This is a genomic window from Agrobacterium leguminum (assembly GCF_005144435.2).
Lineage (GTDB): Bacteria > Pseudomonadota > Alphaproteobacteria > Rhizobiales > Rhizobiaceae > Agrobacterium > Agrobacterium leguminum.
The window spans coordinates 19364-35258 of sequence record NZ_CP120211.1 but is presented as its reverse complement, the minus strand read 5'-3'; the positions used below and the strand labels follow the sequence as shown (position 1 = coordinate 35258).

14 protein-coding genes are annotated in these 15895 nt (G+C 60.5%); all 14 read right to left on the bottom strand.

Annotated elements, in window-relative coordinates; translation table 11 throughout:
* Positions 1 to 11: 11 nt before the first annotated feature.
* The 14 genes from ybeY to mutS all read right to left on the bottom strand — a co-directional run bounded on the left by ybeY (position 12) and on the right by mutS (position 15798).
* Positions 12 to 518, bottom strand: a complete 507-nt coding sequence (ybeY, locus tag CFBP4996_RS00170; RefSeq protein WP_080852744.1) for an rRNA maturation RNase YbeY — start codon at positions 516 to 518, stop codon at positions 12 to 14.
* A gap of 9 nt (positions 519 to 527) precedes the next feature.
* Positions 528 to 1583 (bottom strand): PhoH family protein, encoded by a 1056-nt coding sequence (locus CFBP4996_RS00165; RefSeq protein WP_080818056.1) that lies wholly within the window; start codon positions 1581 to 1583, stop codon positions 528 to 530.
* Between the two features lie 40 nt (positions 1584 to 1623).
* Positions 1624 to 3027: a tRNA (N6-isopentenyl adenosine(37)-C2)-methylthiotransferase MiaB gene (gene miaB, locus CFBP4996_RS00160; protein ID WP_162935937.1), complete on the bottom strand. Its 1404-nt coding sequence runs from the start codon at positions 3025 to 3027 to the stop codon at positions 1624 to 1626.
* 65 nt (positions 3028 to 3092) lie between these two features.
* A complete protein-coding gene (gene olsA / locus CFBP4996_RS00155) occupies positions 3093 to 3887 on the bottom strand; it encodes a lyso-ornithine lipid O-acyltransferase (protein ID WP_059759361.1) in 795 nt (264 codons plus the stop codon).
* A 30-nt stretch (positions 3888 to 3917) separates the two neighbouring features.
* Entirely contained in the window at positions 3918 to 4346 is a 429-nt protein-coding gene (locus CFBP4996_RS00150) for a Fur family transcriptional regulator (RefSeq protein WP_003503749.1), read from the bottom strand.
* 64 nt (positions 4347 to 4410) lie between these two features.
* On the bottom strand, positions 4411 to 4905 hold the full coding sequence (locus CFBP4996_RS00145) for a GNAT family N-acetyltransferase (protein WP_059759360.1): 495 nt from the start codon (positions 4903 to 4905) through the stop codon (positions 4411 to 4413).
* Between the two features lie 52 nt (positions 4906 to 4957).
* Positions 4958 to 5626, bottom strand: coding sequence for a tRNA (adenosine(37)-N6)-threonylcarbamoyltransferase complex dimerization subunit type 1 TsaB (gene tsaB / locus CFBP4996_RS00140; RefSeq protein ID WP_080852745.1), 669 nt, complete (start codon positions 5624 to 5626; stop codon positions 4958 to 4960).
* A 21-nt stretch (positions 5627 to 5647) separates the two neighbouring features.
* On the bottom strand, positions 5648 to 6211 hold the full coding sequence (locus tag CFBP4996_RS00135) for a NifU family protein (protein ID WP_020812436.1): 564 nt from the start codon (positions 6209 to 6211) through the stop codon (positions 5648 to 5650).
* Between the two features lie 238 nt (positions 6212 to 6449).
* Positions 6450 to 6941 carry a universal stress protein gene (locus CFBP4996_RS00130; RefSeq protein WP_035219209.1) on the bottom strand — a complete coding sequence of 164 codons (492 nt, stop codon included), beginning with the start codon at positions 6939 to 6941 and terminating at the stop codon, positions 6450 to 6452.
* A gap of 114 nt (positions 6942 to 7055) precedes the next feature.
* On the bottom strand, positions 7056 to 8120 hold the full coding sequence (gene trpS / locus CFBP4996_RS00125) for a tryptophan--tRNA ligase (protein ID WP_080852746.1): 1065 nt from the start codon (positions 8118 to 8120) through the stop codon (positions 7056 to 7058).
* Positions 8121 to 8223: 103 nt separating this feature from the next.
* On the bottom strand, positions 8224 to 8628 hold the full coding sequence (locus CFBP4996_RS00120) for a VOC family protein (protein ID WP_080852747.1): 405 nt from the start codon (positions 8626 to 8628) through the stop codon (positions 8224 to 8226).
* The gene (gene murJ / locus CFBP4996_RS00115) at positions 8628 to 10217 is read right to left on the bottom strand and encodes a murein biosynthesis integral membrane protein MurJ (RefSeq protein WP_080852748.1); all 1590 of its coding nucleotides are present in this window, start codon (positions 10215 to 10217) and stop codon (positions 8628 to 8630) included. Before murJ ends, CFBP4996_RS00120 begins: the two co-directional genes overlap by 1 nt.
* 4 nt (positions 10218 to 10221) lie before the next feature.
* Positions 10222 to 13050 carry a [protein-PII] uridylyltransferase gene (locus tag CFBP4996_RS00110; RefSeq protein WP_080852749.1) on the bottom strand — a complete coding sequence of 943 codons (2829 nt, stop codon included), beginning with the start codon at positions 13048 to 13050 and terminating at the stop codon, positions 10222 to 10224.
* 96 nt (positions 13051 to 13146) lie between these two features.
* Complete coding sequence (gene mutS / locus CFBP4996_RS00105; RefSeq protein ID WP_080852750.1) at positions 13147 to 15798, bottom strand: DNA mismatch repair protein MutS; 2652 nt, start codon at positions 15796 to 15798, stop codon at positions 13147 to 13149.
* Positions 15799 to 15895: the final 97 nt, after the last annotated feature.

The window sequence follows — 15895 nt, the reverse complement described above, 5'->3', positions numbered from 1 at the left end:
CCAGACAATATTTAAAGCGGTTCCTGACCCGCGTAAGGATCAGATAGGCCAAGCACCGCCAAAATGCGAGTCTCAAGCGACTCCATTTCTTCCGCTTCTTCCTCGTCCATGTGGTCGTAACCGAACAAATGCAGGAACCCATGAACGAGCAGATGGGTCAGATGATCCCCGAAACTCTTCTCAAGTTCAAGGGCCTCGCGTTCAACCGTCTCGCGCGCGATGACGATATCGCCCAGCATGGGGCCCGGCATTCCGCCCGGCTCCAGCGGAAAAGCGGGGAAAGACAGGACATTGGTTGCCTTGTCCTTGTCGCGCCACTCAGCGTTGATTTCGCGAATATTTTCGTCGTCGGTGAAGACCAGCGACAGTTCCACCGGCATTTTCGGGAAAGGTTGGTCCTCTTCCCGCTTCAGGAAATCGACCGCTGTATCCAGCACCCTGGTGGCAAAGGCAGCCAAGTCCTCTTCCCAGGACCAGCCTTCGGCCTCGACGCTGATTTGAATATCCAGAGCTGTCATTGCTTTACGTCAGTTGCCCTTCACGAGGCTTTCATCCGGCACGGCCGTGTGGGACTCATAGGCCCGGACGATGCGCGCCACCATCGGATGACGCACGACATCGACATCCTTGAAGCGCACGACGGACACGCCTTCCACATCGCCAAGGATTTGCAGGGCCTCGACAAGACCGGATTTCACGCCGCGGGGCAAATCCACCTGGCTCGGGTCACCCGTCACGATCATGCGGCCGTTCTCGCCAAGGCGGGTCAGGAACATCTTCATCTGCATGGTCGTGGTATTCTGGGCTTCGTCCAGAATGACGGCGGCGTTGGCCAGCGTGCGGCCACGCATGAAGGCCAGTGGCGCGATTTCGATGACGCCCGCCTGAATGGCGCGCTCCACCTTGTCGCCCGGCATCATGTCATAAAGCGCGTCATAAAGCGGACGCAGATAAGGATCGACCTTTTCCTTCATGTCGCCCGGCAGGAAGCCCAGGCGCTCACCCGCTTCGACGGCGGGGCGCGACAGGATGATGCGGTCAACCGCGCCGCGCTCCAGAAGCTGCGCCGCATGAGCGACGGCAAGATAGGTCTTGCCGGTACCGGCGGGGCCGACACCGAAAACCAGTTCAGATTGCTCCAGTGCCCGCATGTAGACGTCCTGCGTCGGCGTGCGGGCAGCGATGGTCTTCTTGCGGGTGGAAATCTGCGCCATGGAAATCTTTGCCTTGCGTTCCATCGTCGGCAAGGTCAGCTGGTCGTCTGCGGCCATGGCCATGCGGATCGCGCCCTCCACGTCGGAAACCTCGGCGGTTCCGCCCTTGAGCAGCCGTTCATAAAGGAAATCCAGCGCCCGACGAGCCTGATTGGTGGCAACGACATCGCCGGTGATGGCGACGGAATTGCCGCGCGGGCGAGCGTCGATATTGAGGCGCTGTTCCAGAAGCTTCAGGTTCTGATCGAACTGACCGAATAGCTCTCCCGCTATCCTGTTATTCTCGAACGTGAGGACGAAATGATTGGCGTCGGTCGCGGCTTGGCGTGGCTGGCGCGATGAATTTGATACCAATTCGTGTGCGTTCAAGCGGTCAGGCTCCTGTCCCAATCAGTGTCGGCTCCTCACTCTAACTCCCTGCCACCTCGGCAAACAAGCTGTTTGGACCCGTTGCGGTGATTCGTACATTAACAATGTCACCGATTTTCAAAGTCTTTGCATCAAGATTCACGGATTGCAGCCATGGAGAGCGACCTATCAACTGCTCAGGCATGCGGCCGGGCTTTTCCAGCAGCACATCCATGGTTTTTCCGACCAGCGATTCCGCAAATTCCTTCTGCTGCCGCAGCAACAGGGCCTGCAATCTTTCCAGCCGCTCGGCCTTCACCTCTTCCGCAACCTGATCGGTGAGATCGGCTCCCGGCGTGCCGGGACGGGTGGAATATTTGAACGAGAAGGCCTGCGCATATTTCACCGTCTCGACCATCGCCATCGTATCTTCGAAATCGCGATCCGTCTCACCGGGGAAACCGACAATAAAGTCTCCCGACATGGCAATATCAGGGCGGGCGGCGCGGATTTTTTCGATAAGCTGGATATATTCCTCCCCCGTATGGCGACGGTTCATCGCTTTCAGAATGCGGTCCGAACCGGATTGCACCGGCAGATGCAGATAGGGCATCAGGAGGCGCAGATCGCGATGCGCGCCGATCAGGCGCTCGTCCATGTCGCGCGGATGGCTGGTGGTGTAGCGAAGCCGTGCAAGGCCCGGAATTTCCGCCAGCCGGTAAAGCAGTTCGGCCAGACCCCATTTCTCGCCCCTCGGGCCTTCGCCCTGCCAGGCATTCACATTCTGGCCGAGCAGTGTGATTTCGCGCACGCCTGCATCGACGAGCTTCATCGCCTCATCGACGATCTGGCGCACGGGGCGGGAGACTTCCGAACCGCGCGTATAGGGCACGACACAGAAGGTACAGAACTTGTCGCAACCTTCCTGCACCGTCAGAAACGCGGTAACGCCGCGCGTCCTCAGCGTGGATTTTTCGGCCACCGGCAGATGCTCGAACTTGTCTTCGACCGCATATTCGGTTTCGATGACACGCTCGCCGCCACGCACCCGCTTCAGGGCATCCGGCAGGCGATGATAGGTCTGCGGGCCGATGACGACATCGACTGCGGGCGCACGGCGAAGGATTTCCTCGCCTTCCGCCTGCGCAACGCATCCGGCAACGCCAATCATGAATTCGCGGCCCTGTTCTTCGCGCGATTTTTTCATATCGCGCAGGCGGCCGAGCGCCGAATAGACCTTTTCAGCCGCCTTTTCGCGGATATGACAGGTGTTCAGCAGAACCAGATCCGCCTCGCCCATATCCTCCGTCTGAACATAGCCGTCCTTCGCCAGCGCATCGCTCATACGGACGGAATCGTAGACGTTCATCTGACAGCCGTAGGTCTTGATGAAGACCTTCCGGCTGTTAGAGCCCTCGCGGGCGATCATGGGTGGGGCGTCGAGGCCAAGCGTTTCCTGGGTCATGGCGGCTATCTAGTGTTTTTCACGGCCAGATTAAACAGAAAAATGCCGGAAAAGCTACGATCTCGCTAATTCCGCCAGCCGCCGCGCAGGCTGAAGGCCAGCATGGAGCGGATGGAGGCGGCGATATCGGTCGCCAGGCGCTTGCGGTTATCCGTGCTGTGAAACGGAACGCTGTCACCGAATGTCACGTCGACATCGATGGCGCCGGCCCTGATGATGCCGAGCAGATGCGGCACGAGCGTGATGCTGCCCGGCCAGGCGGCGATGACGCGATGGTAACGCCCCATGGCCATGCCCTGCACCCTAGTATAGGCGATGGCGACCGGCTGCACATAAACCAGCTTGCCCGGCACCTGTTCAGCGGCGGTGGAGGCCGCACCGAACAGCGAGGATTTGACGGCAAGCATGCGGTTGCCGTCCGAAGTGGTGCCTTCCGGAAACAAAACGACGATCTCGCCATCGGCCATGCGGCTGGCGATCTCGCTCACCTGCGCGCCGGTGCTGCGTTTCTGCTCACGCTGCACGAAGATGCTTTTCTGCAGCCGGGCAAGCCAGCCGAACACCGGCCAGTCCCTCACCTCCGTCTTGGCGATGAACACCACGTCGGCAATGCTGCCCAAAACGAGGATGTCCTTCCACGAGGCGTGATTGACCGCCAGCATCAGCGGCTTTGCGCGCTCCACATCGCCATGCACATGCACACGGATGCCGAGAACATGGCAGGCGATGCGGTGCCAGAGGCGCGGAATGCGACGGCGAAGCCGCCAGTCGAAGGCAAGGCCCAGCAGTTGAAGCGGCAGCAAGACGAGCGTGACGATCAGCAGAACGACCGCAATATAGGCTGTCCGCAGCCACATCATGAGAAAAACGCCCGCTTGTTCACCGGCGTCTCAGTGTTCGCCGGGCTTCAACGGCACGCCGTAAAGTTCCAGCCGGTGATCCACGAGCTTGAAGCCGTGTTCCCGGGCGATCTTTTCCTGAAGGGCCTCGATCTCGGCCGAATGAAATTCGATGACCACGCCGTTCTTCAGGTCGATCAGGTGATCGTGATGTTCCTCGGGCACGGTCTCGTAGCGCGAACGGCCGTCACGAAAATCGTGACGCTCGATGATGCCGGCATCCTCGAACAGCTTCACCGTTCTGTAGACGGTGGAAATCGAGATGCGCGGATCCACGGCGGAGGAACGGCGGTAAAGCTCCTCGACATCGGGATGGTCGGCTGACTCCTGAAGGACGCGGGCGATGACACGGCGTTGATCCGTCATCCGCATGCCGCGTTCGGCACAAAGCTCCTCCAGCGTTTTCGAAAGGTCTGTCACGTCTTCTGGCCTTTTGAGAATTCCGGTTTGCGGCTTGCGCCGAAAAAATGCCTGTCGCAGGGAACTAGCGAAGATCGCGGCGCATGACAAGCGCCGTCGACTTCGTTCCATCCTTTGCGGTGTAATAGGCCTTGCGTTCCGCGACGGTTTTGAAGCCTAGCTTCCTGTAAAGCCCCAGCGCGGAGGCATTATTATTATCCACCTCAAGGAACATGGTTTCGGCGCCGCGCATCATCGCCTCGCGGATGGCCGACTGCATCAGACGCCAGCCGAGACCGGCGCGTGCGAACTTGTCGGCCACGGCAACGGTCAGGATTTCCGCTTCGCCCGCCACTTCCCGCGCCAGCACGAAACCGCCGAGCGGCTTGCTGAAAAAAGCGTTGGTCTGGCGAGCGACAGCACCGAAAACAGCCCCTTGCGTCAGCAGCCCGGAAAACTCCCCGTCGTTCCAAGGGCGCGGAAAGCGCAGCGCATGCAACTCCGCCACCGCAGCGCAATCCTCATGCTGCATCGGCACGATCTCGAAATAGGGCTTCCAGCTCAGGTATTCGTCAAACATAGCAAGAATCGGGCATCACAGGAATCATTCGCACAGGCTGACGAATGCCCTATCAGGCAACGCCCTGACGTGCCAGCGCAAAACCGGTTTGCGGCCGGGCATCCGGCCCACGCAGATAAAGCGGCGCGGGTTTCGGTTGGCCAGCCGGCTTGCGCGCAGCAGCACGCGCGACCGAGGTGATCGGGAAGTGATCCGGTCCCGAACCCGCCTCCAGCCCCGCCAAAAGCGGCGCGGCTGAACCGATAACGGCGCCGTCGAAACCGGTAGTGACCGTTTTGGCGTCGTCCAGAGACAGAAGCGCAGCATCGCGCAGCGGCGATCCATCCGCACCGAATGTCTGGAGATAGGCTTCGCCGCGCTTGGCATCCAGCCCGACGGCCACGGGCCGGCCGGGATTTGCAAGCAGATGATGAAGCGCTAGCGTTTCAAGCGTGGTGACGCCCACGGCCTCGACGCCGAGCGACAGGGCAAAGCCGCGCGCGGCGGCAACCCCGACGCGGATACCGGTGAAAGACCCCGGCCCGATGGTCACGGCAATGCGTTCGACATTCTGGAGCGGCAGTTGCGCCTGCTCCAGAGCACCATCGATGACGGCCATCAGCCTTTCGGCATGGCCCTTGCCGATTGTTTCGCACACTTCGCCGAGTACCCTGTCGGAGGCGCTGTCATAAACGCAGGCGGAACAATCCACACCTGACGTGTCGAGTGCTAGAACAATCATCGCGTGGCCTGGCTTACAATGTCATACCGCTTCGACTTCGCGCACTTCCGGCACGAAATGGCGAAGCAAATTCTGAACGCCATGCTTCAGCGTGGCGGTGGAGGACGGGCAACCCGAGCAGGCGCCCTTCATGTTGAGGAACACGGTACCATCGCGGAAACCGCGGAAGGTGATGTCGCCACCGTCCTGCGCCACGGCGGGACGGACGCGGGTATCCAGCAACTCCTTGATGGTGGCGACGATGGTTTCGTCACCCTCTTCGAAGAACTCGCCCTCCTCATCCGACACTTCGGCCGCAACGGCCGTACCCATGATCGGGCGGCCGGACATGAAGTGTTCCATGATCGAGCCCAGAATAGCAGGCTTCAGGTGCTGCCATTCCGCGCCGTCCTTGGTGACGGTGATGAAATCGAAACCGAAATAAACGCCGGTCACACCCGGAATGGTGAAGAGGCGCTCCGCCAGCGGCGAAGCCTGCGCCTGCGACGGGTTGAGAAACTCTGCCGTGCCGCTTTCCAGCACCACCTTGCCCGGCAGGAACTTCAACGTCGTGGGGTTCGGCGTGGCTTCCGTCTGAATGAACATCGTCTGTCTCCTTCGAGGTCGCCGTTCACGCCCCGTAATTTAAAGCGCGTCGCCTTCACGACCACGCGCTTTAAATTTTTTGCTACGCATGTCTTTATCCCAAAACCGGTTCCCACTTTTGGGAGACATGCTTTAGAATTCTTCCAAAAAATACGCCCGGCGAAGCTGCACTTCAAGCCCTGACATGATAATTACATTCAAGAAATCGTCAGCCCCTAAATCTTGTCCGGGACCCGGATCAGCAGAGCGCGTCGATTTCCTCGTCCGACAGCGTATCCGGCAGCACGGTGACCGGAATGGGAAAGGCTGCACCGCGTCCGGCGATGGAGGACACCAGCGGTCCCGGCCCTTCCTTCGTGGAGCCTGCTGCCAGAACGAGAATGGCGATATCGCGGTCTTCCTCGACCAGCCCATGGATCTGCTCGGTGGCGCTGCCTTCGCGAATGACCGACTCCGGCTCGATACCGATGGTCTCGCGCACCTTCTGGGCGATCTTGGCAAGCGTGGCTTCCGCCTCCTCACGCGCCTCGGCCCGCATGATCTGTTCGACACCCAGCCATTGCTGGAAATCCCCTTCCGGGATCATGTAAAGCAGGACCAGTCCGCCATTGGAGTTCTTGGCGCGACGGCCGGCATAGTGCACGGCCCTTTCGCATTCCGGTGTGTCATCGATAACGGCGAGAAATTTGCGACGATGCCCTTCCAGACGCGACAGCCGTTTTGAAACCATTCCGCACTCCCTAAGTCCGCCGTGATCCGAAAAACCGCCCGACGGTTCGGGCGGAGATTATATCAAATCACGGCAGGCGCAAACCGCCTGCCGTCGTTCGCAGGCGGCCTGTGCTCAGCGCAGGAAGCCGATGATATCGCGCACCTCGTTCATCGTCTTCTCAGCGATCGCGCGAGCCCGCTCGCCGCCCTGACTGAGAATGGCGTCGATATGGGTCGGGTCATCGAGAAGGCGGCGCATCTCGTTGTTGACGGGGGCAAGAACATTGACGGCAAGCTCGACGAGGGCCGGCTTGAAGGCCGAGAACTGCTGTCCACCGAATTCGGAAAGAACATCAGCCTTGGTCCTGTCGGACAGCGCGGCATAGATGCCGACGAGGTTTTCGGCCTCGGGGCGACCCTTCAGGCCTTCCACTTCGCTCGGCAGCGCGTCCGGGTCTGTCTTTGCCTTCTTGATCTTCTTCGAGATCGCGTCGACATCATCCATCAGGTTGATGCGCGACAGATCGGAAGGGTCGGACTTCGACATCTTCTTGGTGCCGTCCTTCAACGACATCACGCGCGGCGCCGGGCCGCCGATCAACGGCTCCACCATCGGGAAATAGGCATGCACCGGCTCATCGCCGACTGTGATATCGAGCCCGAGACCCGCCTTGCGGATATGGTCGCCGAAATCGATATTGAATTTCTGGGCGATATCGCGGGCAAGTTCCAGATGCTGTTTCTGGTCGTCTCCAACAGGAACATGCGTGGCGCGATAGACGAGAATGTCGGCAGCCATCAGGCTCGGATAGGCAAGCAGGCCGAGCGACACCTGCTCGGCATTCTTGCCGGACTTGTCCTTGAACTGCGTCATGCGTTCCATCCAGCCGATGCGCGCCACGCAGTTGAACACCCATGCGAGTTCCGCATGCTGCGGCACGGCCGACTGGTTGAAGACGATATGTTTCACGGGATCGATGCCCGCGGCGATGAAGGCGGCCGCAATCGAGCGGGTCTGCGCCTTCAGGTCCGAGTGAACGAGCTGGGCGGTGATGGCATGCATGTCGACGACGCAATAGATGCAGTCGTTATCTTCCTGCAGCGCCACGAATTTGCGGATCGCGCCGAGATAATTGCCGAGATGCAGATTGCCGGTCGGCTGGACGCCCGAGAAAACCAGCGGCTTGAATGCGTTCATTGTCGTCCTCGAAAAGGCTTGTGGAGGGCCCCGCCCCATGGTTGGAATTGCACGCGCGCTTATGCACCCGCAGCCCCCAGCAATCAAGCGGTTTCAGGGCATGTCAGCCGCGCGGTTCCAGAAGATCCCAGCGATTTCCATAGGGATCGGCAAAGACCGCAACGGAGCCGTAAACCTCGTGACGCGGTTCTTCCAGAAAGCGCACGCCGCGGGCCAGCATCGTCTCATAATCGCGTTGGAAATTGTCAGTATGCAGGAAAAATCCGACACGGCCGCCCGTCTGGTTGCCGATGGCAAGCCTCTGCGGTTCACCATCCGCCTGGGCAAGCAGCAGGGCGCCGCCCTCGGTGCCTTGCGGCTTCACCACCAGCCACCGCTTGCCGTCGCCAAGTGGCTGATCGGAAAGGCATTCGAACCCGAGAATGTCGCAATAAAACGCCCTCGCCCGATCGTAATCGTCCACGACAAGCGTGACGAGCGCGATGCGGCGGTTTTCGGCAAAGGACATCAGCCCGCCTCCGTTTCGACGTTCTTCTTGCCGCGCTTGCGGATGGCTCGCTTGACCATGCCGATATCGGCACCGCCGGAAACGAAAGCGAGCACGAAATAAACCAGCATGGCCGCGAAGACGAGAGCCATGATGGTGCCCGCACGCACGAAAATGGACGAGGCGGAAGACAGTTCGAAAGTCAACCAGGTCAGCGCATAGTGCACGAAACCGGCCATCAACGCCGCAGCCAGCAGCAAACGCGGAATGCGGGTGAGCAGCGGAATATCCACCTGCCAGTCACCGCGCCATAAAAGCATGCCGAACAGCAGGGCAGCATTGACCCAGCCGGCGGTGATTTCGGCAATGGCGATGCCCGGGCCCCCAAGACGCGGAAACAGTGTCAGCGCCAGGGAGACGTTCACGACGACGGAAATCGCCGCGAAGATCATTGGCGTGCGGGTATCCTCGCGGGCGAAAAAGCCGGGAATGAATGCCTTGATCAACACAAAAGCCGGCAGGCCTAGACCATAAATGCCAAGGATTTGCGCGACGGTGACGGTGGCCGAAGGCGAGAAGTTGCCACGTTCATAAAGAAAACGAACGATAGGCTCCGCCATGACGAGAAGTGCTGCGGCAGCCGGCAATGTCAGGAACAGCACGAACTCGACCGAGCGGTTCTGCAGGCTCCCGGCCTCCACCATATGCCCGCCGCGCAACGCCCGCGCCAATTCCGGCAGAAGCACGGTGGCCACCGCGATGCCGACCACGCCGAGCGGCAGCTGGTAAATCCGGTCCGCATAGGCAAGCGACGAGATCACGCCTTCGCCGGCAGAGGCGATATTGGTGTTGATCAGCAGATTGATCTGGGTGATGCCGCCGGTAATCGCTGCCGGCAGGGCAAGAACCAGAAGGCGCTGCACATTCTTCGTCAGCCGGGGCCTGCGGAAACCGATCCGCATGCCGGCATTACGCACGGCGATCCAGACGATGGCAAGCTGCACCAGACCGGCCGCCATCACGCCCCAGGAGAGCGCGTAACCTACCTGAAGCGGATCGTAATTTTTCCACCAGGCCAAAGCGAGTACGCCGATGAGGATGATGTTGAGGAAAACGGGAGCAATTGCGGCTGCGAAATAACGATGCAGCGAGTTCAGCATGCCGCCCATCATTGCCGCCAGAGACATGCAGGCGAGATAGGGGAACATGATGGTGGCGAGATGGACGGTGTTGTCGAATTTCACCGGGTCTTCCAGAAAGCCCGGCGCGATCACCGTGCGCACGATGAACGGCATCGACAGTTCCATCAGGATCGTCAAGGCCAGAAGCACGGTGAACAGGACGCCGAAGACTTCCTCGGAAAAGCGCCTTGCGCCCTCCATGCCGTTCGCCTCGATTTCCTTGGCGAAAAGCGGCACGAAAGCCGAGTTGAACGCGCCTTCGGCAAACAGCCGCCGGAAGGTATTGGGGAAACGGAAAGCGGCATTGAAGGCATCCGCCACCGGGCCGGTGCCGACGGCGGCTGCCATCAGGGTTTCTCGCAGGAAGCCGAAAATGCGGCTGCCGAGCGTGGCGGTGCCGACGGTGGCGAACTTACCGATCAGGCTCATGATCTCAAGCCTTTGCCGTGCGCGCGGCCGGCAGGGCCGCCACGTCTGGGTGGGCGATGATGCCGTTCGGCATACGGTCTCGCAATTCGTCTTCCTGCTCGCTCATCACCGCCTTCAGGCGCGTGGCGATGCTGGCCTGCCGGTTGTCGTTCGTCACCTTCTGGCCGAAGAGATCAGTCACATAGAAGGTATCGATGACCTTTTCGCCGAAGGTGGTGATGCGGGCGGAATGAATATCGAGCGACAGGTCGGCGATCACAGCCGTCATGTCAGCCAGAAGTCCGGGCCGGTCGAGGCATTCGACTTCGATAACGGTGAACTTGTTGGACAAACCATTCGAGATGGTGACGGAAGGGGGAATGGTGAAGGCGCTTTTCTTCTTGCGGCTTTTGGTGCGGGTGGCAATCATTTCCGGCAGGCGCTGCTTGCCGGACAGAACCTCCTCGATGAGCTTGCCGACATTGTTGCCGCGCCGCGTCTCGTCCTCATCGATCGGAAATTCGCGGTTGATGAGGATCGTATCCAGCGCCCGCCCATCGGACGTCGTGAAGATTTGCGCATCGGCGATATTGGCGCCGGCCGCCGCACAGGCGCCGGTGATGATGGACAGCAGACGCGGATGGTCCGGCGCCAGCACGGTAATTTCGGTGATGGCATGGAAGGAATGGGTGCGCACCATGGTCGACAGCGCTTTTTCCTGCTTGTCGGCTTCACGGATGAAGCGGGTATGGCGTATCTGGTCTTCAAGCGCCACCGTCAGCAGATAGGGCTCATAATGCAGCTTGGTATATTTGCGCCGCGCCTTCTGGCCCCAGTCTTCGAGCGCGTCGTAGAGCGCCTGCCGGGCGATCTGCGCGCGCTCCTTGCGGGAGACCTCCGAGAAGCCGCCTGACAGCAGCAGTTCGGTCTCGTAATAAAGCGAACGCAGCAGCTGCCCCTTCCACCCGTTCCAGACACCCGGACCAACGGCGCGGATATCGCAGACCGTCAGGATGAGCAGCATCTTCAGCCGCTCCATGGACTGCACCTTGTCGGCAAAATCGGTGATGGTCTTGCGGTCATGCAGATCGCGCGTCTGGGCGACCATGGACATCAGCAGATGCTGCTCGATCAGCCAGACCACCGTTTCGGTCTGCTTGCCGGTGAGGCGAAAACGCTGGCAGAGCTTGCGGGCGACACGCGCGCCGGCAATCGAGTGATCCTCCTGCCGGCCCTTTGCCACATCGTGCAACAGAACGGCGACATAAAGCGCCTCGCGTTCCTCGACGCTCGGCATCAGCTGGTTGGCGAGCGGGTGGGCATCGACGGCCGTTCCCTTGTCCACTTCCGACAGAACGCCGACGGAGCGGATCAGATGCTCATCCACCGTATAGTGGTGATACATGTTGAACTGCATCATCGCGACGATCTTGCCGAATTCGGGGATGAACTTGCCGAGCACGCCGGCCTCGTTCATGCGGCGCAGCGTCAGGGCCGGATCGCGCCGCGACGTCAGGATCGACAGGAAAAGCCGGTTTGCCTCTTCGTTTTCCCGCAGCTCGTCATTGATGAGCGACAGCGAACGTGTGACGACACGCAGCGCATCGGGATGCAGTTCCAGATTGTTGATATCGGCAATGTGGAACAGCCGGATCAGATTGACCGGATCGTTCTTGAAGACATCAGGCTTGGCGAGCGCAATGCGGCCGCGATCCTCGACGAATTCCACCGAGCCGGGAATCTTGCGTACACGGTGGGCGAAGCGGCTGAGAACGCCGGAAAGACCCGGCACATCCTTCGCCTGCCGGTCTTCCAGTGCTGCGCAGACGATGCGGGTCAGATCGCCGACATCCTTCGCCACGAGGAAATAATGCTTCATGAAGCGTTCGACGGCGGAAAGGCCGGGGCGCGGCTGATAACCGAGCGCATCGGCGATTTCGCGCTGAATGTCGAAGGAAAGGCGCTCTTCCGCCTTGTTGGTGATGAAATGCATCTGGCAACGGACGGCCCAGAGAAAATCATCAGCCTTTTCGAACAGCCTGAGTTCGCGCCGCGACAGGACGCCGAGCTTCACCAGATCGGCCGTATCGCGGACGTGATAATAATATTTGGCGATCCAGAAAAGCGTGTGCAGGTCGCGCAACCCGCCCTTGCCTTCCTTGACGTTCGGCTCCACCAGATAACGCGTATCGCCCGCCTTGCGGTGGCGCTGGTCGCGCTCGGCGAGCTTTGCGGCGATGAATTCCGGACCGGTGCCGGTGACTACTTCCGACTCGAAGCGTTTTTCGAGATCGTCGGTCAGGGATTTTTTACCGCAGATCGCCCGCACTTCCAGAATGGCGGTGCGGATCGTCATATCGGATTTGGACAGGCGGATGCATTCATCCACCGTGCGTGTGGCGTGGCCGACCTTGAAACCGAGGTCCCAGAGGAGATAGAGCACGAACTCCACGGCCTTGTGCATGTCAGGCGTGTTCTTGGCCGGCAGCAGGAACAGAAGGTCGATATCCGATCCCGGCGCCAACGTACCGCGACCATAACCGCCGACTGCGGCAACCGCGATCTGCGGCGTATCTTTCGGATAGACATATTGGCAGGCGAGATCATAGAGGATTTCGATCAGCCGATCCTGAAGCCAGGAGATGCGTCTGGCGCAATCGATGCCGCTACCATCGGCTTTCAGTAGTTCCCTGGCCTTTTCCCGGCCTTCCGTGCTGGCCTTTCGAAAGATCGGCAGCAGATCGGAGCGAATATCGGCAATGCGTTTGCCGTCTTCCTTGAAGATGATGTCGCATTCGCGCTTCAGCGCCGATACATCGAGAATGTCGGAAAAATCCAGGTCCTTGATGGCCATCTATGCCGGTATCCATGTCCTGTGGGAAATCCCACCACTTGCGATGGGAGTGTCCTATAGCGAGTTTTAAAGGCGATGGACAGGCAATCTATCCCTTCAAGCCTTGCCAAGTTCTTTCTTCAACGCATAGAGCGCGTCCAATGCCTCACGCGGCGTCATTTCGTCGGGGTTGAAGCCTTTCAGAGCTTCCTCCAGCTTCGATGGTCCGGCCTTGCGGGTTTCCTCGCGGCGAACCGCGATCTGGAACAGCGGCAGATCGTCGATCAACTGGCTGGCCGGGTTCTTGCGGTCGGCATCTTCGAGCTTCGTCAGCACCTCACGGGCGCGCTCCACCACCGAGGCAGGCAGCCCCGCAAGCCGGGCCACCTGAATGCCATACGAACGATCCGCAGCGCCCGGTCCGACCTCGTGCAGGAAGATGACGTCACCTTCCCACTCCTTCACCCGCATCGTGGCATTGGAAAGGCGGCCGAGTTTTTCCGACAGCACGGTCAATTCGTGGAAATGGGTGGCGAAGAGACCACGGCAGCGATTGACCTCGTGCAGATGCTCCACCGCCGCCCAGGCGATGGAAAGACCGTCAAAAGTCGCGGTGCCACGGCCGATCTCGTCCAGAATGACCAGCGAACGATCCGTCGCCTGATTGAGGATGGCGGCGGTTTCCACCATTTCCACCATGAAGGTCGAGCGGCCGCGCGCCAGATCGTCGGAAGCGCCAACGCGGGAAAACAGCCGGTCGACGACGCCGATATGGGCGGCTTCCGCCGGAACGAAGGAACCGATCTGCGCGAGGATGGCGATCAGCGCATTCTGACGCAGGAAGGTCGACTTGCCACCCATATTCGGGCCGGTGAGCAGCCATATCGCGCCGTTCTTGCCGTCGTTGACGGCCGACAGATCGCAATTATTGGCGATGAAGGGCCCGGCAGACTGCCGCCGCAACGCCTGCTCCACCACCGGATGCCGCCCGCCCTTGATCGCAAAGGTCATGGAAGCATCGACGATCGGCCGGCAATAGGCCTGTTCGGTGGCGAGATAGGCAAGGCTCGAGGCGACATCGATCACCGCAAGCGCCAGTGCGCCGGCCTTGATCGCTTCCGCCTGCTGCACCACGGCCTTGACCATGCGCTCGAAAGCTTCCAGTTCCATGGTCAAAGCCTGCGCAGCGGCATTGGCGATGCGGCTTTCGAGATCGGCAAGCTCGGTGGTGGTGAAGCGCATGGCGCCCGCCATGGTCTGGCGATGGATAAAGCGCGCCTTGGCCTCGTCCGTCGCTGTCATCACATCGGCATTGCCCGCCGTCACCTCGATGAAATAACCCAGCACATTGTTGTGCTTGATCTTGAGCGACTTGATGCCGGTCTCATCGGCATATTTCAGTTGCAGACCCGCAATCACCCGGCGCGACTGGTCGCGCAGCGCCCGCACCTCATCGAGTTCGGGATTGGCGCCTTCACGCAGGAAACCGCCGTCACGTTTCAGAAGCGGCAGATCGTCGGCAAGCATCGAGCCGAGCATGGCTTCGAGACCGCTCGGCAGGGCTTTCAAATCCGCGAGCGCCGCCGCCAGCTCATCCGGCAACAACCCGTCATCGAGAATGGCCGCTATTTTTTCGGCGGAGACCAATCCCAGCCGGATGGCACCGAGATCGCGTGGCCCACCGCGCTCCAGCGCCAGACGCGAAAGCGCGCGCGGCATATCGGCGACATGTTTCAGCGCATCGCGCAGGCCGTCGCACAGCGAGACGTCATCGATGAGATAAGCCACGGCATCGAGGCGGGCGTTGATCCTTTCCGGGTCGGTCAAGGGCGACATCAGCCGCTCGGCCAGAAGCCGTGCACCGCCGCCTGTTACCGTGCGGTTCAAGGCGTGCAGCAGCGATCCGTCCCTTTCGCCTGATAGCGTCTTCACCAGCTCCAGATTGGCGCGGGTGGCGGGATCGATGAAAACGGTCGAAGCGGCGCTTTCGCGCTCCGGCGCACCAAGCGGCGGGCGCTCGGCGATCTGGGTCTTTTCGACATAGGCGACGGCAGCGGCGGCGGCCGCCATTTCCACCCGCGAAAAGGTGCCGAAACCATCCAGTGTCGAAACATTGAAGTAACGGGCGATGCGCCCTTCCGCCGTGGCGCTGTCGAAGAGGATCGCCGGCTGCGGCACTGCTACGCGGCCAAGCACATCGAATACCGGCCGCAGTTCCTCGTCATGGAACAGGCTGTCGGCAACGATCAGCTCGCGCGGATCGATGCGCCAGATATCGGCCAGAAGCCGTGTCAGCGTGGTTTCCGCCAGACGGAAAACGCCGGTGGAAATATCGATCCAGGCGAGCGCAAACTGCGCCTCGGCACTGCCGCGAATACGGGCAAGCGCCATCAGATAGTTGGATTCCGTCGGCGACAGCAGTTTTTCTTCGGTCAGCGTGCCGGGGGTAACGAGCCGCACCACATCACGCTTGACCACGGATTTCGATCCGCGCTTCTTGGCTTCCGCCGGATCTTCCACCTGCTCGCAGACGGCGACGCGATAACCGCGCAGGATGAGTTTCTGCAGATAATCATCCGCCGCGTGGACGGGAACGCCGCACATGGGGATATCGTGCCCCATATGCTGGCCGCGTTTCGTCAGCGTAATGCCCAAAGCGCGGGAGGCTTCGACCGCATCGTCGAAGAACAATTCGTAAAAATCGCCCATGCGGTAGAACAGCAGCGAACCGGGATTGTTCGCCTTGATCTCGATATATTGCTCCATCATCGGAGTGGCCGTCGCGCGGCTCTCTTCCGAGATCAGGGAAGCGGTTGTCAGAACGTCCGTCAATGGCCTGCCGATGTCATATCGTGTTGCGGAAAAG